The sequence below is a fragment of the Winogradskya consettensis genome, assembly GCF_018332715.1.
Classification (GTDB): domain Bacteria; phylum Actinomycetota; class Actinomycetes; order Mycobacteriales; family Micromonosporaceae; genus Actinoplanes; species Actinoplanes consettensis.
In genome coordinates, this window is record NZ_BOQP01000007.1 from 95925 (window position 1) to 117823 (window position 21899).

General features: G+C 69.9%; 16 protein-coding genes and 1 pseudogene. 6 read left to right on the plus strand and 11 right to left on the minus strand.

The genetic code is table 11. The features are described 5' to 3' along the window. Nucleotides 1–68 precede the first annotated feature (68 nt). Complete coding sequence (locus Aco04nite_RS08110) at nucleotides 69–938, plus strand: SMP-30/gluconolactonase/LRE family protein (protein WP_212996564.1); 870 nt, start codon at nucleotides 69–71, stop codon at nucleotides 936–938. Here Aco04nite_RS08110 and Aco04nite_RS08115 read toward each other — a convergent pair. Together Aco04nite_RS08115 and Aco04nite_RS08120 are read right to left on the minus strand one after the other, a co-directional pair. Then, nucleotides 935–1351, minus strand: coding sequence for a PPOX class F420-dependent oxidoreductase (locus tag Aco04nite_RS08115; RefSeq protein WP_212996565.1), 417 nt, complete (start codon nucleotides 1349–1351; stop codon nucleotides 935–937). The genes Aco04nite_RS08110 and Aco04nite_RS08115 overlap by 4 nt on opposite strands. Nucleotides 1352–1421: 70 nt before the next feature. Next, on the minus strand, nucleotides 1422–2402 hold the full coding sequence (locus tag Aco04nite_RS08120; protein WP_244875818.1) for an NADP-dependent oxidoreductase: 981 nt from the start codon (nucleotides 2400–2402) through the stop codon (nucleotides 1422–1424). A 71-nt stretch (nucleotides 2403–2473) separates the two neighbouring features. Here Aco04nite_RS08120 and Aco04nite_RS08125 point away from each other — a divergent pair, with 71 nt between their 5' ends. Further along, nucleotides 2474–3469: a GlxA family transcriptional regulator gene (locus Aco04nite_RS08125; RefSeq protein ID WP_212996566.1), complete on the plus strand. Its 996-nt coding sequence runs from the start codon at nucleotides 2474–2476 to the stop codon at nucleotides 3467–3469. Between the two features lie 602 nt (nucleotides 3470–4071). Here Aco04nite_RS08125 and Aco04nite_RS08130 read toward each other — a convergent pair. Then, nucleotides 4072–4953, minus strand: coding sequence for a nitroreductase/quinone reductase family protein (locus tag Aco04nite_RS08130; protein ID WP_212996567.1), 882 nt, complete (start codon nucleotides 4951–4953; stop codon nucleotides 4072–4074). Between the two features lie 390 nt (nucleotides 4954–5343). Between Aco04nite_RS08130 and cspE the strand changes: the two genes are divergently transcribed. Both cspE and Aco04nite_RS08140 read left to right on the plus strand, forming a co-directional pair. Continuing rightward, nucleotides 5344–5547, plus strand: coding sequence for a transcription antiterminator/RNA stability regulator CspE (cspE, locus tag Aco04nite_RS08135; protein ID WP_203840614.1), 204 nt, complete (start codon nucleotides 5344–5346; stop codon nucleotides 5545–5547). A gap of 162 nt (nucleotides 5548–5709) precedes the next feature. Next, nucleotides 5710–8484, plus strand: coding sequence for a TIM-barrel domain-containing protein (locus Aco04nite_RS08140; RefSeq protein ID WP_212996568.1), 2775 nt, complete (start codon nucleotides 5710–5712; stop codon nucleotides 8482–8484). 22 nt (nucleotides 8485–8506) lie between these two features. On the opposite strand, the gene Aco04nite_RS08145 is transcribed toward Aco04nite_RS08140, so the two are convergent. The 5 genes from Aco04nite_RS08145 to Aco04nite_RS08165 form a co-directional block, all read right to left on the minus strand. Beyond that, on the minus strand, nucleotides 8507–9268 hold the full coding sequence (locus Aco04nite_RS08145; RefSeq protein ID WP_212996569.1) for a hypothetical protein: 762 nt from the start codon (nucleotides 9266–9268) through the stop codon (nucleotides 8507–8509). A 53-nt stretch (nucleotides 9269–9321) separates the two neighbouring features. Beyond that, on the minus strand, nucleotides 9322–10548 hold the full coding sequence (locus Aco04nite_RS08150; RefSeq protein ID WP_212996570.1) for an MFS transporter: 1227 nt from the start codon (nucleotides 10546–10548) through the stop codon (nucleotides 9322–9324). A 100-nt stretch (nucleotides 10549–10648) separates the two neighbouring features. Further along, nucleotides 10649–11920: an extracellular catalytic domain type 1 short-chain-length polyhydroxyalkanoate depolymerase gene (locus tag Aco04nite_RS08155; protein ID WP_212996571.1), complete on the minus strand. Its 1272-nt coding sequence runs from the start codon at nucleotides 11918–11920 to the stop codon at nucleotides 10649–10651. A 14-nt stretch (nucleotides 11921–11934) separates the two neighbouring features. Continuing rightward, complete coding sequence (locus tag Aco04nite_RS08160) at nucleotides 11935–13275, minus strand: glycoside hydrolase family 10 protein (protein ID WP_212996572.1); 1341 nt, start codon at nucleotides 13273–13275, stop codon at nucleotides 11935–11937. 55 nt (nucleotides 13276–13330) lie between these two features. Beyond that, nucleotides 13331–14977: a glucuronyl esterase domain-containing protein gene (locus Aco04nite_RS08165; RefSeq protein ID WP_244875819.1), complete on the minus strand. Its 1647-nt coding sequence runs from the start codon at nucleotides 14975–14977 to the stop codon at nucleotides 13331–13333. Between the two features lie 201 nt (nucleotides 14978–15178). Here Aco04nite_RS08165 and Aco04nite_RS08170 point away from each other — a divergent pair, with 201 nt between their 5' ends. Further along, complete coding sequence (locus Aco04nite_RS08170) at nucleotides 15179–16147, plus strand: NAD-dependent epimerase/dehydratase family protein (protein ID WP_212996573.1); 969 nt, start codon at nucleotides 15179–15181, stop codon at nucleotides 16145–16147. 5 nt (nucleotides 16148–16152) lie between these two features. On the opposite strand, the gene Aco04nite_RS08175 is transcribed toward Aco04nite_RS08170, so the two are convergent. The 3 genes and pseudogenes from Aco04nite_RS08175 to Aco04nite_RS08185 form a co-directional block, all read right to left on the minus strand. Beyond that, nucleotides 16153–18042 (minus strand): CotH kinase family protein, encoded by a 1890-nt coding sequence (locus Aco04nite_RS08175; RefSeq protein ID WP_212996574.1) that lies wholly within the window; start codon nucleotides 18040–18042, stop codon nucleotides 16153–16155. Then, nucleotides 18039–18632 carry a DUF4956 domain-containing protein gene (locus Aco04nite_RS08180; protein ID WP_212996575.1) on the minus strand — a complete coding sequence of 198 codons (594 nt, stop codon included), beginning with the start codon at nucleotides 18630–18632 and terminating at the stop codon, nucleotides 18039–18041. Before Aco04nite_RS08180 ends, Aco04nite_RS08175 begins: the two co-directional genes overlap by 4 nt. Before the next feature lie 178 nt (nucleotides 18633–18810). Continuing rightward, nucleotides 18811–19280, minus strand: a pseudogene (locus Aco04nite_RS08185) (LuxR C-terminal-related transcriptional regulator); the annotation flags it as partial. A 218-nt stretch (nucleotides 19281–19498) separates the two neighbouring features. Between Aco04nite_RS08185 and Aco04nite_RS08190 the strand changes: the two are divergent. Further along, entirely contained in the window at nucleotides 19499–21871 is a 2373-nt protein-coding gene (locus Aco04nite_RS08190; protein WP_212996650.1) for an endo-beta-N-acetylglucosaminidase, read from the plus strand. The last annotated feature ends 28 nt before the right edge of the window (nucleotides 21872–21899 follow it).

Consider the following 21899-nt stretch of genomic DNA (forward strand, 5'->3'; position numbering starts at 1 on the left):
GGTACCCCGGAGGCAGCGCCTGACACGTCAGCGGTTGAGCGGGCCCGTCGCGAGGTAAACAGCGGGGCATGACTGACGTGACTGACCTGGCTCCCGACCGGCTCGAACTCGGCGAAGGCTCCCGGTGGGTGGCGGACCGGGTGGTCCTCGTGGACATCCCGGCCGGTCGCCTGCTGTCGGCGCCCGCGCCGACCGGGAAAAGCCAACCTCTCACCGAGCTGGCGAAGCTGCCCGTGCCGCTGGCCGCGGTCGCACCGATCGCCGGGCAACCCGGCGCGTGGCTGGCCGCCGCCGGAACGGGCTTCGCCGTGATCGACGAGAGGACGGGCGAGGCCAGCTGGCTCGCCGCCCCGCAGCCGGTGACCGACCGGCCGTGGCGGATGAACGACGCCGTCGCGGATCGGGCCGGCCGTTTCTGGGCCGGGAGCATGGCCTGTGACCAGAGCCCGCGCGGCGGTGCGCTCTACCGCCTCGACCCGGACGGCAGCGTCCACACCGTCCTGCGAGACCTGACCATCGCCAACGGTCCCGCGTTCAGCCTCGACGGCCGGGTGATGTACCTGTCCGACACGCCGCTGGGCCACGTGGACCGCTTCGACGTCGACCGGGCGACGGGCGAGCTGAGCAACCGGCGCCCGTTCGCGCGGATCGACCCGGAGCACGGATCACCGGACGGCCTCACCGTCGACGCCGAGGACCACGTCTGGATGGCGCTGTTCGGCGGCGCGGCGATCCGCCGGTACCGGCCCGACGGCACCCTCGACCGCGTGGTGCCGGTGCCCGCCCGCCAGCCGACCAGCGTCTGCCTGGTCGGCGAGCACGTGGTGGTCACCAGCAGCCAGGAGGGGCTCACCGATCCCGGCCCCCACGACGGCGCGGTGCTGGTCCTGCACGAGGGCACCACCGGCGTCGAAGCCCTGCCGGCACGCGTTGACTAGGCGACGTGCCGGTTGGAGGAGACCAGTTGGTGCGGGTCGACGTCCGACTGGTCGAGGCCGAAGCTGATGATCTGACGGGGATGGATGCGGATGATCGGTACGCCCGCGTCGTACGCGGAGCCGGCCGGGCTCTCGATCGCCTCGGCCGTCCCGCGCACCTCCAGGCAGCGGACCCGCCACGGGTCCACGGACGGCAGGTCGTCGACGACGAACGCGACCTGACCCGTCGCGGCGACGTTGCGAAACTTACGGCTGGCAGTCAGGTTGTAGCCGGTGATGTCGATCGTGCCGGCGCCGGCGTCGTACCGGTAGCTGACCGGGCTGTTCTGCAGGGTGCCGTCCGGTCGCAGGGTGGCCAGCCGGCCCAGTCGCTGCCCGGCCAGGTATTCGATCTCGCTCTCGGTGAACGCCATGACCGGAAGTCTGCGACCTCAACCGCGGTTGAGCTCAAGCGAACCCGGCAAGCTGCCAGGACGTTCTGCGTCACGCCCGGTCCTCGGCGACGCGCAGCACGACCTTCCCCCGGGTGTGGCCCCGCTCGGCCTCGGCGTGGGCGGCGCCGGCCTCGGCGAGCGGCAGCACGTCGGCGACCTCGACCTTGATGGCGCCGTCGTTGATCAGCGTGGCGAGCCGGGCCAGCGCCGGGCCGTCGGGCTCGACGAGGATTCCCGTGACGCGGACCCCGGCGGCCTCGGCGGCGGCGGCCAGTTCCGGGGACACGCCGCCCGGTACGGAGACCAGCAGGCCACCCGGGCGCAGTGTCTCGATCGAGCGGGTGCTGGTGGCGTCGTGCGCGTCGCCGACCAGGTCGAGGACCACGTCGACGCCGGCGACCTCCTTCTCGAAGCGACCGGCGGTGTAGTCGACGACCTCGTCCGCGCCGAGGTCGGTGAGCCACTGCTGGTTGCGGGGGCCGGCGAGCGCGATGACGTGGGCGCCGAGGTGCTTGGCGAGCTGGACCGCGAGGTGCCCCACGCCGCCGGCCGCCGCGGTGATCAGGACCCGCTGGCCGGGCTGCACGGCAGCGGTGTCGACGAGAGCCTGCCAGGCGGTCAGCCCGGCGAGCGGTACGGCGGCGGCCTGCTCGAACGTGGCCGTGGCGGGCTTACGGGTGAAGTGCCGCGACGGGGCGGTCACGTATTCGGCGTAGGCGCCGGCGGCGCGGGGGAACCAGGGCATCCCGTAGACCTCGTCGCCGGGGGCGAGGGTGGTCACGCCGAAGCCGACCTCCTCGACGACGCCGGCGACGTCCCAGCCGAGGATGAAGGGCGGCTCGCCGAGCACCCCGGCCATGCCGGTGCCACCGCGGGTCTTCCAGTCGACGGGGTTGATGCCGGCGGCGTGCACCCGGACGAGGACCTCGGTGGGCAGCGGGGCGGGACGCGGGACGTTCTCGACGGTCAGGACCTCCGGGCCGCCGAAGGTGTGCTGGCGGACGGCTCTCATCGTGGTGTTGTCGCTCATGGGATCAAGCTTCGACGTCGCGACGATCGGCCGACAGCGGCGCGAATGACATTGTGCGTAAGATTCGTGCCATGTCTGATCGGGTCGGGCCTCATCGCGTCGCCGTACTGGCTCTGGACGGCGTCATGCCCTTCGATCTCGGCATCCCCGCGCGGGTGCTGGGAGAGGCGTTCGACGCCGCGGGCGAGCCGCTCTACGACGTCGTCACCTGCTCGCTCGACGGCGGGCCGGTCGCCACCAACGCCGGGTTCTCGATCCAGGTGCACCACGACCGGCAGGCCCTGGCCGACGCGGACACCGTCGTGATCGCGACCCAGGAACCCCCCGCCGACATGCTCAGCTTCGGGGAGCCCGACGTCGCGACCAGCGAAGCGCTGCGTTCCCTGCGGCCCGGGACCCGCGTGGTGAGCACGTGCACGTCGGCGTTCGTCCTCGCCGGGGCCGGCCTGCTCGACGGGCTCGCCGCGACCACGCACTGGGCGCTCAGCGACCGGTTCGCCGCGCTGTTCCCGGCTGTCGAGGTCCGCCCCGACGTGCTGTTCGTCGACGCCGGCCGGGTGCTGACCTCAGCGGGAGCGGCGGCCGGCATCGACCTGTTCCTGCACATCATCCGCACCGACCACGGCACGACGATCGCCAACGACGCCGCCCGCCGTTGCGTGGTCGCACCCTGGCGCGACGGGGGCCAGGCCCAGTTCATCGCCCACCCGACCCCACCCGAGTCCTCGTCGGGAACGGGCCCGACCAGGGCGTGGGCCCTGACCCGGCTGGACCTGCCCCTCACCCTGGCCGACCTGGCCGCCCACGCGGCGATGAGCAAGCGCACGTTCAGCCGCCGCTTCGTCGCCGAAACCGGCGTGTCGCCGCTGCAGTGGCTGATCGCCCAGCGCATCGACCGGGCGCGGTCGCTGCTGGAGAGCAGCGACCTGCCCGTCGAACGCATCGCCACGGAGGCCGGCTTCGGCAGCGCCACCCTGCTCCGCCAGCACATGCACGCGGTCCTGGGCGTGACGCCGCAGCACTACCGGCGTACGTTCCAGGCCCCCGCCGCGCTCACCGCGTCGTGACGCTGCCGGCCGTCCAGCCGGACACCGCATCCACCAGCAGCGCGAGTGGATCCGCGCTGTCGAGACGCAGCACCGGGCAGGACAGACCGGCAAGCCATTCCTCCTGCTCGACGCGGCTACGCCCGGCGAAGTTCGCGTCGTCGTAACCGCGCGCCCAGTCGATGAACTCCGATGGGCGTTCTCCAGCTCGCCGCCGGCCGCGATGGCGGCGCCGTAACGCTCGCCTTCCCGCAGGGAGAGCCGCTCCATCCGCGTCTCCTGGTCCAGGGCGAGGAACACGACTCCGCTCAGCCGCTCCTCGAGCGGCCGGCCCCAGCCCATCATCGATCCGGAGAGCACCCAGGCCGGCCGGGGTACGAAGAGCGCTCGCATCAGCGCCAGACGTTCGCCGGCCGGCCGTTTCTCCACGTACGGAGGCGTGGTCGGCAACCAGAAGTAATCGTCGACATCCGCGTGGGGAACCGCCCAGAGCGTGGCGAGTGCCCGTCCCAGGGTCGTCGTGCCCGCCCCGCTGGCACCGGTGACGAGCAGCCGACGCTCCGGTGTGTGTGACATCACTCCGGCATTATCGGCGTACGTTCCAGACCCCGCCACAGACCCGCTCACCCTGGGATGACAGGGGCCGCCGCGGTGGCGTTGAGCGCGACCACCACGGTTTTCTCCTCGTAGCGGAAATGAGCGTCGAGTTCGGCGATCAGCCGGTCGAGTTCGGCGAGCAGCTCACCCGGCGTGTCGCGGCCGGGATCGTAGGCGGTGAACAACAGTTGAATTTCGGTGTTCAGCCGCGCCACGACCCGGTGCTGCCCGGTCAGCTCGGCGAGCGCGGGGCCGAGCGCCGGAAACTGCTGCGCGAGCGCCGGGAACACCGCCATGTCCTCGCCCGTGTGGTGGCGGCTCAGCCCGCCGCAGAACGTCTGGCAGCGCTCGGCGAACCCGGTCTCCGGGGTCTGCCCCGCCGCGACCGTGGCGCGCAGCTCAGCCAGTTCCTTGCGAAACCAGTCGTGCACCTCGACCAGCCAGTCACCCATCCCCTTGGCGCCCATCCCCTTGGCGCCCGGTGCGGCGTCGATGCGGTGGAGGACCACGACGGGGATGCGGCGGGTCGTGCGGGCCTGGTATTCGGCGTATCCGGGGGCGGCGTCGACCACCTTGGCGAACACGTCGTCGTACTCCTGGCCGCCGTCGAGAACGGCCGCCATCGCCTGGTACATCTCGGTCCCGAACTCCACCGTGACCAGGGGATCGTGGCGCACGTTGTGGTACCAGCCGGGGTTCTTCGGCGCACCCATGGCCGACGCCACCACCATGGCGCGGCCGTCGATCTCGAGGTAGCCCAGCGGCACCGTGCGGGCCTGGCCGGAGCGGGCGCCGGTGGTGGTCAGCAGGGCGAGCGCCGACCCTTCGAACATGCCGCCGACCTTGCCGCCGTTCTGGCGGAACTCGTCGATGATGCGGCGCTGGAATTCGTTGACGTCAAACGTCATACATCCTCTTCCGGGTAGGAAGGAGGCGTGCTTCGGCCCAGGACCGACGTATGGAGAAACCCCGCATGCCACGCATGGTGCGGAGACGGCCGGAAGATCCAGGCCGATCCGGGCTGAGAAGCCACTACCTCCATGCGTAGGCCCATACGGGGCTCGCCAAAAAATCTACCTGACCGAGGGAAGGTGCCACAACATCCACCGGTAGCCGGGTCAGTTGTGCTACCGTCAACTCGTTGCAGTTTTGATTACCGTAGACGTTTTGAGCGCCTGATGGGTTATCTAAACCCTCCCGGGCGCTTTCGTTTGTCGTGTCGTTTCCGACGCGGGTTATCAACGCAGCGGCGATAGAGTCCGCACAGTGCGGTCTCCACAGCCTGCGAAGGAGCAGACATGACTACAGGCACCGTGAAGTGGTTCAACGCTGACAAGGGCTTCGGCTTCATCAGCCCCGACGACGGTGGCGCGGACGTCTTCGCCCACTTCTCTGCCATCTCGACGAGCGGCTACCGCAGCCTCGACGAGAACCAGAAGGTGGAGTTCGACATCACGCAGGGCCAGAAGGGCCCGCAGGCGGAGAACATCCGTCCGCTCTGATCCATCGCAGTACCGCAACGGCGGCTCGACTGTTCGCAGTCGGGTCGCCGTTTTGGCGTGCCCGGCACATGATCCACCTGCGCTCGATCCGTTGACTTTTGTTACGCGCAGGTGACAGCGTTGTCATCGAGAGATCTCTTTCTCTACGATGTGGAGCGTCACGTGCACGAACTCGTTCGACGGAGGACCGCCGCCGCGGCCTCTCTCGCCCTGGTCACGGGCGGTCTGGCGCTGGTGCCGCCGACCTCGGCCCAGGCCACCGCGAAAAAACTGCCGTCCGTGGTGTCGGGTGATGCCCGCTTCCAGGTCATCTCGCCGACCCTCATCCGCACCGAGTACGCCCCCGGCGGCCGGTTCACCGACGGCGACACGTTCAACGTCATCGGCCGCGACGATTTCACGCCGACCCGGTTCACGAAGCGGATCTCGCAGGGCTGGCTGAGCATCGACACGGGCGCGGCGACACTGCGCTACAAGGTCGGTTCCGGGGCGTTCACCGCCGACAACCTCACCGTACGGCTGAAATCCGGCCGTCAGAGCGTGGCCGCCGCGCCGTGGGAGGGCCAGGGCGCACCCGATTGCGCCCCCGGCACCCTGTGCGAGGCCGAGGCGCTCGCCCTCGACGGCCCGAGCGCGGCGACCGATCACGGCGGCTACACCGGCCAGGGCTTCGCGGCAGGGTTCGAGGGCACCGGCAACTCGCTGTCCTTCGCCGTCACCCCCGCGACGGCGGGCACGCAGCAGCTCACGGTCCGCTACGCGAACAGCACGGGCGGGGACGGCCAGAACGTCGCCCGCACCCTGACCGTGACGGTGGACGGCACCGCGGCCGGCACGCTGACGCTGCCCCCGACCGGGAGCTGGGACACCTGGGCGCTCGCCTCGGCGCCGCTGACGCTGACCGCGGGCCGGCACCAGATCAGCCTGGTACGCACGGCGAGCGACTCCGGCAGCGTGAACATCGACAGCCTGGCAGTCCTGGCGCCCGGCGCCGCGTATCCGGCGCCGACGCCGCCCAGCGCGCAGCCGTGTGCGTTCGGCGCGGTGTGCGAGGCGGACGCGGGCACGCTGTCCGGTGGTGCGCGACTCGCCGACGATCACAACGGATATTCGGGTGACGGCTTCGTGGCCGGCCTGGAACGCACCGGGGCGGCGTCCGCGCTGACCGTCACTGGCGTGCCCGCTGCCGGGACCTATCAGGTTCAGGTGCGCTACGCCAACGCTCAGGCCGGCAGTCAGCCGGTGCAGACCCGCACCGCGACGGTCACGGCGAACGACGCGGCGCCGGTCACGGTCACGCTGCCGCCGACGAGCAGCTGGGACTACTGGCGCACCGCGTCGGTCGCCGTGCGGCTCAAGGCCGGCACGAACACCGTGACGTTCGGCTGCCCCACCGACCAGAGCTGCAACGTCAACGTGGACACCATCGCCGTCACCGCGAAGGGCGCGCCGCTGCTCGCCCCGCACGCACCGCTGGGTGGTTACCGGCGCGGCCTGGACAACGTCAACGGCGGCGCGCGGACCTACGGCGGGCTGCTCTACCAGGACGGGTGGTCGCTGGTCGACGACTCGGCGTCGGCGCCGCACCGCGCGGGCGTCCAGGACGGGTACGTGTTCGCGTACGGCCAGGACTACCGCCACGCGCTGCGGGAGCTGTCCACGCTGACCGGGCCGACGAAGTTGCTGCCCAAGTGGGCGTACGGCGTCTGGTACTCGGAGTACTTCGACCGCACGGCCGCGGAGTTCCAGGACATCGTCGCGCGGTTCAAGACCGAGGGCGTCCCGCTGGACTCGCTCGTCGTCGACACGGACTTCAAGGCGCCGGACAAGTGGAACGGCTGGTCGATCGACCCGACCCGGTTCCCCGACTGGACGGCGTTCGCCGCGGCGCTGCGTAAGCAGGGCGTACACACCGGCCTGAACATCCACCCCAGCATCCTCGGCACCGACCCGGCGTTCCCGAAGGCGCAGGAGCTCGCGAAGGGCAAGCTGAAGAAGACCGGCTGCAACGGCGGACCGGACTGCTACGTGTTCGACTTCGGCGACGCGGATCAGCTCAAGGCGTACCTGTGGCTGCATGATCAGATGGGCGCCGACGGCGTCGATTTCTGGTGGCTGGACTGGTGCTGCGATGCCTCCACCTCCACCGAGCAGGGCGTGACGGCCGATGCCTGGATCAACCAGAAGTACGCCGACCTGACCGGCTTCGCGTTCTCCCGGGCCTACGGATCACTGCAGGCCGGCGGGTACGCGAACCCGGGCCCCGTGGCGACCGGACCGTGGGCCGACAAGCGGACCACGCTGCACTTCACCGGCGACACGATCTCCAACTGGGAGACCCTGCGGTTCGAGGTCGGCTACACCCCCGGCGAGTCGGCCGCCACCGGGCTGGCCGCGGTCAGCCACGACATCGGCGGGCACACGGGCGGGCTGCAGGAACCGGGCAGCGAGCCGGGCAGCACGAAGCTGCCGGACGACCTCTACGCGCGGTGGGTGCAGATGGGCACGTTCCAGCCGATCGACCGGCTGCACTCCAACCACAGCGACCGCCTGCCCTGGCAGTACGGCGCGGCCGCGAACGCGTCGGCGAAGAAGTTCCTCAACCTCCGCAAGAAACTGCAGCCCTACACGTACGCCGCCGCGGCTGAGGCGACCCGCACCGGCACCCCGATCGTCCGGGCGATGTACCTGGCCTACCCGGGCGAGCAGGAGGCCTACGCGACCGCGGGCAGCCAGTACCTCTACGGCCCCGACCTGCTGGTCGCCCCGGTGACCACGCCGGGCACCACCGCATCGACGTCGGTGTGGTTCCCGCCGGGCAACACCTGGACGGACTACTTCACCGGCAAGCGCTACAAGGGCGGCACCACCGCCTCGATCACGACAACGCTGGACACGATGCCGGTCTTCGTGCGCTCAGGCGCGGCGAAGCCGTAACCTCGCGCGGCCCGGGCACCCCTCAGCCGAAGACGGGTGCCCGGCCCGCATCGATCCGCTGCCGCCAGAACGACAAACTGAGCGCCCGCTCCGGCCCGATGCCCCGGATCTGCACCGGCGTGCCGTCCCGCCGGATGACATAGGTCGTACGCCGCACCGACAGATAGTCGATCTGCACGCCCACGAAGTCAGCGGCTGTCCGGATCCCGCACTCCTCCAGATGCCGCAGCGACGCCGGCTCGATCCCCGACGGCCGGCTCAGGGCGATCACCGCACGGCCCAGCCGCCCGTCCGGGTCGTAGGTCAGCAGCCGCCGCTGATCGATCGGCCGCGGCAACGTGAACCGCTGCTGACTCGCCCCGAAATACGCGAGCAGGGCTGCGCGGGCACGGGCCACGTCCCTGCCGTCGTCACAACCCTCACGCCAGGCGATCCCGACCCGGGTCAGGTCGATATCGGTCGCCAGCGCGGCCACGGCCACCGCGGCGTCCCCGGGCCACACGTCGGCGTCGCGCGGTGAGATCTTCACCCAGTCCCCGAACCCGTGCACGGAGAACCCCAGCGCGACACACACGTCCACATCCGGCGCACCGACCACGGTGACCTCATCGAACCCGTCCCGGCGCACCTGCGCCAGCACCACGCAGCGCGCACCCGGACTGGACAACGCGAGCATCACCGCGCCACGCCCCCGCCGACCGGTCACGGCCTCGGTGACGACCCGCTCGGTATCCGCCGCACTCGCGGCGAACCCCCGCTGCATCTCGACCAGATCCACACCCATGCCGGCGACATTCGGCCGCGCCCGGCCCGGCCTGAGGAATCGGCTTTCCCCGTTCAGACGCCGATGTGCTCCTCGGCCGGGGCCATGGCCGTCACGGCCCGGTGCAGCACGGGCAGGGCAACGAACGCGGTCGCGGCGAGCAACCCGCCGGCAACCCAGAGCGGCGCCCGAAGCCCGTACGCGTCGGCGATCAGACCGCCGCCGAGTGAGCCCAGGGTGAGACCGAGCAGACCCAGCGTCTTGTTGGCACCGGCAACACGACCACGCTGCTCATCCGGCACCAGGGTCTGCCGCAGCGAGGCGACGGTGATGCTCCAGATGGTGGTGTAGAAGAAGTACAGCGCGAGCATCGCGGTGAACAGGACGGCCGAGCTGGTGGCCGCGATCACGAGGAAGGCGGCGGCGCCGAGCAGCAGGGTCCCCCCGATCGTCCACGCGGTGCCGAGTTTGCGGCGCAGGTAGGGAGCCACGAAGCTGCCGGCGAGCCCGCCGAGCGACGAGACGGCCAGGGCGATGCCGTAACCGGCCGGGGACAGCCTGAGCGTGCCGGTGGCGAAGAGCACGAGGACCGAGAACGGCAGCATGTACGCGAGACTGGTCAGCGACAGCATGACCGTCAGCAACCGCAGTAGCCGGTGGCTCCCCAGCCAGCGCAGGCTGTGCCCGATCTCGCGGATCATCGGCTCCCGGGCGACGTCGGTGTTCAGGTGCTGACGGAAGTCCCCGCGGAGCATAAGGAACAGCAGCCCGGCGATCGCGAACGAGGCGGCGTCGACGAGAACCGGCAGCGCGGCCGCGACACCGAACAGCAGGCCACCCAGCGGCGGCCCCAGCAACTCGTCACAGACGATCTGCGCGGTGCTGAGCCGCCCGTTCGCCCGGTCCAGGTCCCGGGCCGGCACGATCGTCGGCAGCACCGAGAACGCCGAGGTGTCCGCCACCGTCTCGAGCAGGCCCAGGACGACGAACACGGCGTAGAGCACGGGCATCGAGATCAGGTCCACCGCCACCAGCACGAACAGCACGCCCATGACGCCACCCCGGGCGAGGTTCACGATCGTCATGAGCCGGCGCCGGTCCATCCGGTCGACGAGCGCCCCGCTGAAGACAGAGACCAGCAGCCTCGGCAGGGTGAAGGCCAGGGACAGCCCGGCCACCAGCGTGGCGCTGTCGGTCAGCGTGGCGGCCAGCAGCGGTATCGCGACGAAGCTGATCCCGTCGCCCAGATTGGACACCGCACTACCGGTCCACAGCTTCCCGAACTCCCCGCCCAGCCCCACCAGTTCTCCCCCGCCCGCCGCCGCTGCGCCGTTCAGTGTGCTTCACGCAGCGCGGCGGCTACCGACCACCCGACGGGGTGATCGGCAGCCGCCGCGGGGATCAGGTCGTGGTGCAGCCGGTGATCTGGGGGCGGGCGCTGCTGTTGCCGTTGGTCATGGTCGTGAAGCCGAAGGTGTTGCCGCTGCCATTGGGCTTGACCGTCATGGTGTTGCCGCCGTTGCTCCAGGTGAAGGCTCCGCTCCAGGTGGTGGAGACCTTCTGGGGTGCGGTGATGGCGACGGTGACGGTCCAGGTGGTGGAGCCGGTGACGGTCACCGACGTGTTGTAGCGGTCGGCCCAGACGGTGCCCGGGGTGACCGTCGCGGTGCAGCTACCGGTGGGTGGCGGCGGGGACGAAGGCGGCGGGGAGGACGGCGGGGTGCTTCCGCCCCCTCCCCCGGTGGTGTTGAGGCCGAGGAAGTTGATGGCGTACGCGATCATCCCGTTCTGGGGCAGCGTGTGGCCGGCACCCGAGACGCTGATGCCTTCCACCGGCGGGGTGACGCTGCTGTTGCCGTAGCGGGTGCGGGTCCAGCTCGACGCCGGCGAGTCGGTCAGGACCGGGGTCTGGCTGACGCCGTTGACGTTGGTCCACTGCTTGATCTCTTCGCCGAAGTTGTTGTAGTAGAGCGTGTTGTCCGCGGTGCCGTGCCATACCTGCATCCGAGGGCGGGCGCCGGTGTAGCCGGGGTACATCGAGCGGGCGAGGTCGCCCCATTGCTGGGCGGTCTTGATGACCTGGCCGTTGGCGCACTGGGAATTCCAGGTCGAGCCGCCGGTGGTGGCGAAGCAGCCGGCCGGGACGCCCATGAACGCCGAACCGGCCGCGAAGACGTCCGGGTAGTCGGCCAGCATGACGTTGGTCATCATGGCGCCGGAGGAGACGCCGGTGGCGTACACGCGGCCGGGGTCGATGTTGTACTGCGACTTGGTGTAGTTGACCATCGACATGATGCTGACGGGGTCGCTGCCGCCGTTTCGTTGCAGGGCCTGCTGGGTGTAGACGTCGAAGCAGTTGCCGCTGCGGGTGGCTTCCGGGAAGACGATGATGTAGCCGTACTGGTCGGCTGCTGTCTCGTAGTCACGGAAGTAGCCGTTGGCCACCGCGGAGGCGCTGCCGCCGCAGTAGTGCATGGCGACCAGGAGCGCGGGCTGGGCGGCGAGGCGGTCCGGCACGTAGATGTACATGTTGAGGTTGCTGGGGTTCGTGCCGAAGTTGGTCACCCGGACCAGCGATGCCGCTTCTGCCGGCTGGGCACCGATCAGTGCGGTGGCGACCGCGAGCGATGCCGCGGCCACCCCGGCCAGTGCGGCTTTGAGGATGCGATTCATCGGACGGTCCCTTCTCAGCTCGCGGTGCAGCCGGTGACCCGCGGCCGGGCGCTGCTGTTGCCGTTGGTCATCGTGGTGAAGCCGAAGGTGTTGCCGCTGCCGTTGGGCTTGACCGTCAGGGTGGTGCCGGCGTTGGTGAAGGCGGCGCTCCAGGTCGTCGTGACCTGCTGCGGTGAGGTGATGGCGACGGTGACGGTCCAGGAGGTGGCTCCGGAGACGGTCACCGAGGTGTTGTACCGGTCACCCCACACCGTGCCCGGGGTGATCGACGCCGTGCAGGAGCCGGCGGGAGGAGGGGTCGTCGGGGATCCAGGCGGGGTCGTGGGGCTCGTCGGCGAGGTGCCGTTGTTCAGCGCGGTCAGCACCGAGGTGTAGGCCGCCTTCTTCCCGCCGCTGCTGGTGAAGAGCAGCGGGCTCTCCCCCGACCGCCACGAGTCCGAGTCCCTGATGCCCCACACGGTGATGCCCTTGCAGCGGGCGACAGCAAGACAATCATTGGTGACATTGGTGTACGCCGCAGTCGGCGCGTTCGTGATGTCGAGCTCGGTGATGTGCACGTCGACACCGAGCGCGGCGAAGCTGGACAGCGTGGTGCGGTAGTTGCTCGGGTAGCTCGACCCGCCGGTGAAGTGCGACTGGAGGCCGACGCAGTCGATCGGGACACCGCGGGACTTGAAGTCCTGCACCATCCGGTAGACGCCCTGGGTCTTCGCGGCGCTCCAGTTGTCGGTGTTGTAGTCGTTGTAGCAGAGCTTCGCGTCCGGGTCCGCTGCCCGGGCGGTCCTGAACGCGACCTCGATCCAGTCGTTGCCGGTGCGCTGCAGGTTCGAGTCGCGGCGCGAACCGTCGCCGGCGTCGGAGTACGCCTCGTTCACCACGTCCCACCACGTGACCTGGCCCCTGAAGTGGGTGGCGACCTGGGTGATGTGGTTGATCATCGCGTTGCGCAGGGCGGTGCCGCTCAGGCTCTGCATCCAACCGGGCTGCTGCGAGTGCCAGGCGAGCGTGTGACCGCGTACCTGCATCCCCAGGCCACGAGCGTGGGAGACGATCCGGTCCGCGTTGGTGTAGCTGAACTGGTTCTGGTTCGGCTCGGTGGCGTCGATCTTCATTTCGTTCTCGGGGGTGACCGCGTTGAACTCGCGGTCGAGGATCGTGGTGTACGCCGTGTCGCTGAGCCTGCTCGCCGCGACCGCGGTACCGAAGAAACGTCCGTCGCGGGCGGCGGCGGACGCGCCGAGCGTGGTCGCGGCGCTGGCGGAGCCGGGCAGGACCGCGAACCCCGCCGCGACCAGCATTCCGGCTGCGGAGAGGACCAGGGCGGACCGCTTCAGGCGGGTGGATCTTCTGTTCATGAGTACCTCCGGGGAAGGCGGTCCGGGCGGTGGTGGATCCGCCCGGACCGCTGGATTACGCCGCGGTGCAGGACGTGATGCGGGGCCGGGCGCTGGAGTTGCCGTTCGTCATGGTCGTGAAGCCGAAGGTGCTGCCGCTGCCGTCGGGCTTGACAGTCATGGTGTTGCCGCCGTTGCTCCAGGTGAACGCGCCGCTCCAGGTGGTGGAGACCTTCTGGGGAGCGGTGATGTCGATCGTCACGGTCCAGGCGGTGGACCCGGTCACGGTGACCGAGGTGTTGTACCGGTCGGCCCACACCGTGCCGGGTGTGACCGTCGCGGTGCAGCTGCCGCTGGGCGGAGGCGGGGACGACGGCGGCGGGGACGAGGGCGGCGGGGACGACGGCGGCGGGGACGACGGGTCGCTCGGGGGCGGGGAGGTCGGGCCGGTGCCCAGGGTGGGGGTCGTCCAGGTGCGCCACTCGGCGAGGTTGCCCAGGGCCTTGCTGGAGATCCGGATCGCGCCGGCGTCGTTACCGGTCTTCACCAGGAACTTATTGATGTTCTGCTGCAGCGGGGCCGTCCACTCGGGCCGGTTGGCGCAGTGCGTGCCGTTGGCGATGTCGGACCAGTAGGTGATGTTGCTGCCCGCGCCGAGCGCCTTGTAGACCTCGGCACCGCCCAGCGCCGCGACGCTGCCGGACTTCGGGCCGAGGTTCGCGATGTGCGGGTTGTCCATGATGAACAGTCCCCGCGGCGCGACCATGGCCACCATCTCGTGGGTGTCCACCGGCAGCTTGCCCGGGGCGCCGGTGAACGAGCTGAACGCGTCACCGAACCACGGCTGCTCGCCGTACGCGCTGCTCAGGCTCTGAGCGCCCTCACCGGGGACGCCGCGGAAGATCGGAACTCCGGCGGTGCCCGACTCGATCGGCATCGTCAGCGCGATCCGCTGGTCGAACACGCCGGCCACGAACGCACCCTTGCCGAACCGGGAGCAGCCCGTCACACCGGTCGCGTCGGCCTTCAGGACGCTCCCGCCCGACTTCTCGATCACGTCGATGATCCGGCTGACTCCCCAGCCCCAGGCCTGCAGGAGACCGGTGGTGCTCGTCGCGCCGTAGATGCTGTAGAACGCGCCCTGCTTGTTCGCGCGCCCGGTGCCTTCCTTGCCGACGGAGTACGGGTCGTAGTTGATGACCGCGGCCCCCGCGGCCCGGATCGTGGCCGTGTCGGCGAACCCGCCGTAGACCACGACCGCCGGGAACGGCCCGGTGCCGCTCGGCAGGGACACCGACGCCGAGAAGCTGGAGCTCTTGCCGTTGTCGGTCACGTTGACGGTGATGTTCGTGGACGACACCGTGCCCGTGACGGTTGCCGGCGGCGCGGGCTTCGTACCGTAGACGTACTTCTCCGCCTGCTTCTTGATCTCCTCGCGACGGCACCGCCAGTCCGCGACCGTCGTGATGCGCGTGCCGTCGATCCGGGTGAACGGGTCGGGCAGCTTGGCGTTGGTGGGTAGCGAGCCCGCGTCGGGCAGGGCCGGCACCGCGCAGTCGGCGCCCTCGTCCTCGACGGGAGCGGCCGCGGCGGCGAGCACGGCGGTGGCAGGTGCGGTGGGGGTGCTCGCCAGGACGGCGACAGCCCCGGCGACCGTCAGCGCCGATACCACCAGCGCGACGATCGTGGGTCGGGCCCTGGAACGGCCGGGTTCGATGCTCATAAGGGCTTTCCCTTCATGGACTCACGCCTGAGGGACTGAAACTTCCGGAGCTCTATCGATGACTTCCGGAGGTGTTAAGCGCACGTTACGACGCTGTATCGATCGGGGTCAATAGATTTGACGGCGCGGAGATTACCGGTAATTTCGGCAGGTCCGGGCCCACCTTCCGGCGGACCCGGGACCGCTCGTAAGCTGCGGGACATGCGTCGAGCAGTGGTGATCGGAGCGACCGGGCACGTCGGCACCTATCTGGTCCCGCGCCTGGTCAGGGCCGGGTACGAGGTCGTCGCGGTGAGCCGGGGTGAGCGCACGCCCTACCACGACGCGCCCGAGTGGCGCTCGGTCGAACGGGTCACCGCCGACCGCGAGGCCGAGGACGCTGCCGGTACGTTCGGCGCGCGCATCGCCGCGCTGCAGCCCGACGCCGTGATCGACCTGATCTGCTTCACCCCAGGGTCCGCCCGGCAGCTGGTCAACGCCCTGCGCCCCACCCGCCCGCTGCTGCTGCACTGCGGCACGATCTGGGTGCACGGGCGTACGGCCAGGCTGCCGGTCACCGAGGACGAGCCACGCACGGCGTACGGCGAATACGGCACCGGTAAGGCCGCGATCGAGGAACTGCTGCATCGCGAGACCCTCGCCGGTGGTGTCCCGTCGGTGGTTCTGCACCCGGGGCACATCAGCGGTCCGGGGTGGCCGGTCATCACCCCCGCGGGCAACCTCGACCCGGACGTGTGGCGGCGCTTGGCCACCGGCGAGCCGGTCGCCCTGCCCGCCCTCGGGCTCGGGGTGCTCCACCACGTGCACGCCGACGACGTGGCACAGGCCTTCGAGCGGGCACTGACCCGGCCGGCCGCGATCGGGCAGAGCTTCCACGTGGTGGCCGAGCAGGCGATGACCTGCCGTGGTCTCGCGGCGGGGGTGGCCGGGTGGTTCGGTCGCGAGCCGGTGCTCGATCTGGTGGACTGGCCGGAGTTCGAGAAACGGGCCGGGGCCGAGCATGCCGGTGCCACCCGGGAGCACGTCGAGCGCAGCATCGCGGCGAGCATCGACCGGGCTCGCGCGGTTCTCGGCTACGCGCCGCGTTACTCCTCGCTGGATGCCCTGCGCGAGTCCGTACGGTGGCTCGCCGGGCATGACCAGCTGGATCTGGATGGCACCGGGCTCTGACGTGGTCAGCCGGCCGCGCAGGAGGTGATCCGCGGGCGGGCGCTGCTGTTGCCGTTGGTCATCGTGGTGAAGCCGAAGGTGTTGCCGCTGCCGTTGGGCTTGACCGTCAGGGTGGTGCCACCGTTCGTGAAGGCGGCGCTCCAGGTGGTCGTGACCTGTTGCGGCGCGGTGATCGCGAGGGTGACGGTCCAGGTGGTCGCGCCGGTGACGGTGACCGAGGTGTTGTAGCGGTCGCCCCAGACGGTGCCCGGGGTGATCGTCGCGGTGCAGCTTCCGCCGGGCGGTGGCGTCGTGCCACCGCCGCCCCAGCCTGCGGTGCTGTCCAGCCAGGTGGCTCGCTGGGTCATCCACGTACGCATCGTCTGGACCTGACCCTGCCAGGTGTTCGCCGTCGGGGTGACGAACGGGCCGATCATCGCCGTGGTGAGGTTCGGCCACTTCTGGAAGTTGCGGGCGGCTCCCGCGGTCAGCGGCGTGGTCAGGCCGTTGACCAGCGTGGTCAGGCTCGCCTCGGACAGTACGGTCTGCCGCAGTGACTGCCAGCGCGCCCGCAGCCGGGTCTGGAACGCGGGATCCGACAGCAGGATCTTGAACCAGTCGCTGGCCTGCGGCTGGCGGTTCTGGCTCTGGTACTGGAAACCGGACGTCTGGTTGTTGCTCTCGTATCCCCCGACGCCGAACGTCAGGTCCTTGTCCCAGACCGGTCCGGCCACCAGCGGGCCGCTGCGGTCCTTGTAGAAGTAGGTGCTGCGGACGTACGAGTCCATGTCACGGCCGAACTCGTTCAGGATGATCAGGTCGACCCAGGAGCCGACGTCGATCCAGGACGGATACTGCGACGCGAAGCCCTGGCTGTGCAGCATGTCGTGAAACCGCTGGATGTACGCGTTGAGCCACGTCCGCTGTGCCGGCACGAGATCGTCGGGGTCCTTGACCTCGAGGAAGTTCCAGCACGTCGCCGCCGCGCCGGTGCAGGTGAGTGTGGGCTCCTCCGCGGCCAGCCATTCGAGGGCGAGGATGTAGCCCCCGGTCACGTCGGGCTCGGTGACGTCCTCCGGGTCGAGCTTCTTGAGATCGAGGCGGTCCTTGTCGTTCTCGATGGTCTCCTCGATCAGATAGACGCCCTGATAATCGGCGGCCGCCACCGGGTTCGCGTCGAAGTTCGTGTAGAGCTCGACGAACCGGTAGCGCGGGGTGGCCAGGCCCATCTGTTTCGCGATCTCCATCATCACGGCCTCGCGCACGAGCGCCTTGTCGGGGAACGGCCCGCGCAGCACCCAGTCGCCGTCGGCGGGCATGCCGAGCACCGGGTATCCGGCGTCCTCGTCCGCGTCGTCGCGGAACTCGATGCGCCACGGCGTCTTGTCGAACATGGCCGACGACTGGCCGCGCAACCGCATGACGGCCCGGGTGGCGACGACCGGTGCGGCGGCGAGCGAGGTGGTGCCGGCGGTGCCGGGGTCGAACAGCATCGCGGCGGCGTCGACGTAGTCGCGGCCGGGCTTGCCCTTGCCGTAGTCGTCGAGCAGCAGCAGGGGCAGGTTGTTGCCGGCCGCCTCGACGGCGCGCCGGACGTAGATCTGGGTGCCCATCGAGCCCGCGGCGGTGCCCGCGACGAACGCCTGCGCCCGCAGCTGGGTGGTGGCGGTCAGCGTCAACGGGGACGCGTACGGCGTGGACGCGGCGGTGGGGACCGTGCCGTCGGTGCTGTAGCGAATCTGGGCGCTGCCGATGGCCGTGCTCAGCGCGACCGTGACCGAGGTGGTGAACGTGCCGCTGGGTGTGGAGAAGGTGATGTCCCCGGCGAGGGCCTTCGGGGTGGACCCGCGCGCCGGCACGCCGGTGGCGGTGAGCAGGACGGCGATCACTATCGCCACTACCTTCGAGGGGTTCACAGGTGTACCGCCATTTCTGCGGGCCGCGTCGTGCGGGCGGTGCGGGTCGCGGTCCAGCGCACATCGACCACGGTGGACTCGTTGATCAGATCGATCCGCTGGGTGCGCGCGGAGTGCACCCGGGCGCCGAGCAGGATCTCCAGCCGGTCGACGAGCTCGGCGTGGTTGGTGACCGCGACGTCGAGCACAACGATCTGCTGCTGGTAGCGGGCCAGGTAACGCCGGTTGTCCACGGTCGCGATCACCGCGACGACCAGCACCATCAGACCGATGTTCCACCAGATCGACGTGGTGGCGAGCGACCCGAGCAGCCCGAGCGCGAGTGCGGAGAAGTAGTAGGCGACCTCGGTCTGGTCCAGCTCGGTCGACCGCAACCGGATGATCGACAGCACCCCGAACAGGGCCAGCCCCATGCCCAGCCCGGCACCGGACTCGGTGGTGCGCAGGGCGCTGGAGACCGCGAGCACACCGACGTTGACGCCGAAGTAGGCGACGACCAGGTCCCAGCGCCGATGCCGGGGGAAGTAGAGCCCGAGAACCAGCAGCGTCACCGCGGTGAGCTCCGCCCCGAGCAGGGCGATTTCCGTCATGCAGAGCCTCCTGACGCCTCAGAGTTCATCGTAAGTTTCCGATAATTGCTGGAAGGTTAACGACAGAGTTCGACTACCGTCAATGTCTTGTTGTGCATTCTGAGCAGCCAAGATCGCTCTGTCGCCAATGACCTGTAGTTATTACGGCCACCTGACGCCATTATCGGAATGCCGAAAGTTACGAGTCTTTTCCGAACGAGAAAGGGCTACCTGCGCGCACCACGCCGTACTCGTAGGCGTACACCACGGCCTGACCCGGTCGCGCAGGCCGAGTTTGGCGAGGACCCGGCTGACATGGGTCTTGACGGTGCCCTCCGACAGGTAGAGGCGGCCGGCGATCTCGATGTTGGACAGGCCGCGGGCGACGAGGCCCAGCACCTCGCGTTCCCGGTCGGTCAGCGTGTCCAGTGCCAGGGACGCGACGGCGGGCCCGCCGCCCGTGGTGACACAGCGGTCGAGCAGGCGGCGGGTCACGCTCGGCGCCACGACCACTTCGCCACGCGCGACCACGCGGATGGCCGACAGCAGGTCCGGGGCGAGGGTGTCCTTGAGCAGGAAACCGCTCGCGCCCGCCCGGAGCGCGGCATAGACGTACTCGTCGAGGTCGAAGGTCGTAAGGATGAGCACCCGGGTCCGGGCGGTGGCATCGGCCGCGCAGCCCCGACCCGCACCGACCGGTGCACAACGCATTGACCAACGTGAAAGTCTTGCCATATCGTCGGGCTGGACCGTGGCTGACACCGTTGTCAGGGGAACCTAGCGGCCGGTTGTCCGGTGAGAGTCGACGCGTTCGCGAGGAGACCGCGATGAAACCGTCACGCCTTTTGCTTTCTGGCCTTGGTGCGGTGCTTGCGCTCGGCGGCGCGATGCCCGGACCCACCGCGGTGGCGGCGAGCGCTGCCGCCGCGGTGGGTCCGGGGAACCAGCCGTACGCGTCGTACTGGCATCCGAACTCGATTCTGAACTGGGATCCGGCTACCGATGCCGATGCACGGTTCAACGTGTCGACGGTGCCGCTCGCGGCGCGTACCCAGGATCCCGCTCTGAAGGCCAATGCGAACGCGCACGCCGGGGAGGGCAGGATCGCGTCGCTGGTGTCGTTCGGGCCGACGTCCGGCAATCCGTCGCAGGGCGCGCTGGATACGAACTACTACGCGTTCCCGTACTGGCAGTACATCGACACGCTGGTCTTCTGGGGCGGGTCGGCGAGTGAGGGACTGATTCTCGCTCCGAACGCCACGGTCATCGATGCGGCGCACCGCAACGGGGTGAAGGTCTACGGGACGGTGTTCTTCCCGCCGGCGGCGTACGGCGGGCAGCTGCAGTGGGTCCGGGATTTCGTGCAGAAGTCCGGGAACAGCTATCCGGTGGCGGACAAGCTCGTGGAGGTCGCGCAGCACTACGGCTTCGAGGGCTGGTTCATCAACCAGGAGACCGGTGGCGGTGACGCGGCGCTGGCGACCGAGGTGCGCAACACCCTGACGTATGCGAAGTCGCGCGGCCCGGTCGATTTCATGTGGTACGACGCGATGACCGAGAGCGGTGCGGTGTCCTGGCAGGACGGGCTGAACACCGCGAACGACGCGTTCCTTCAGGACGGCGCCACGCGGGTGTCCGACTCGATGTTCCTCGACTTCGGCTGGAGCGCGGCCAAGCAGACGACCTCGCGCACCACGGCCCGCGGGCTCGGACGCAGCGAGTACGAGCTGTACGCGGGCATCGACACCGAGGCCAACGGGTACAACACAGCCGTACCCTGGAGCTCGGTGTTCCCGGACGGGCAGCCGCACGTGACCGGGCTCGGGCTCTACCGGCCCGAATGGACCTGGAAGTCGTCGACGTCGCGGGCCGACTTCTACAGCCGCGACGCGCGTTACTGGGTGGGCGCCAACAACGACCCGTCCGATACGGGAACGACGTCGACGTGGAAGGGGCTGGCCACCTATGTCGCCGAGTCCACCGCGGTGACGGCCAAGCCGTTCGTGACCAGCTTCAACGCCGGTCAGGGTGACTTCTACGCGGTCGGCGGGGAGCGGCTCGGGACGAGCGGCTGGAACAACCTGTCGCTGCAGGACGTGCCGCCGACGTACCGCTGGGTGGTGCAGTCGACGGGCACGAAGCTGACGCCGGGCATCGACTTCTCGGACGCGTACGAGGGTGGCAGCTCCCTGCAGCTGTCCGGCAAGCTCGACGCGGCCAACACCGTGCGGCTCTACCAGACCCGGCTCCCGGTTGCTGCGGACACCAAGCTGTCGGTCGTCGTCAAGAACCCGGCGGCGGGTGCGACGAACCTGGCCGCGGCGGTGTCGTTCACCGACGATCCGGCCACGTTCACGACCCTCGACCTCGGCGCCACCACCGGCACGGGCTGGGAGACCAAGACCCTCGACCTCTCCGGGTACGCCGGCCGCACGATCGCCCAGCTCGGTCTGCGCGCGGCTGCCTCCGAGCCGGTGGACGCCTACTCGATCCACGTCGGCAGGATCGCCGTGTACGACGGCGCGGTGGACGCCGTCGACGCGCCGGACGGGTTGTCCGTGCTCGGCGTGACGGACGTGTCATCGGCCCGCAAGACGGTGCGGCTCACCTGGAACGCCGCGAGCGGGCCGGTGCACCACTACGACGTGTTCCACCGCAACGCCGACGGCACCCGGGCCTATCTGGGCGGCACCACGAACACCTCCTACTTCGTGCCGCGCCTCGACCGCACCGGCACCGAAGCGGCCAGCACCATCGAGGTGGAGGCGGTGGGCGCCGAGGGCGGCCGATCCACCGCCGAGAGCACCGAGGTGGAGTGGAGCGGCGCACCGGTCGCGACGAACCTGGCCCTCAACCAGCCGGCCACCGCGGACTCCCAGTGCGCGACCGCGGAGAGCGCCGCCAAGGCGGTGAACGGCAGCGTCAGCGGCGGCAACTCCGACAAGTGGTGTTCCCTGGGTACGCAGAAGTGGCTCGAGGTCGACCTCGGCTCGAACCGCTCCCTGAGCAGCTTCGTCGTCAAACACGCCGGTGCGGGCGGCGAGTCCGCCACCTTCAACACCAAGGCGTTCACCATCGCCGTCCGCTCAGCGACAACGGACCCCTGGCAGACCGTCGTCACGGTAAACGCCAACACCGACAGCACATCGGCTCACCCCGTGACCACAACGGCTCGCTACGTCCGCCTCACCGTCACCACCCCCACGCAGACCGCTGACCCCGCAGCCCGCATCTACGAGTTCGAGGCCTGGGGCACCTGACAGCCCCCATCCCATCGGCCGTCGCCGG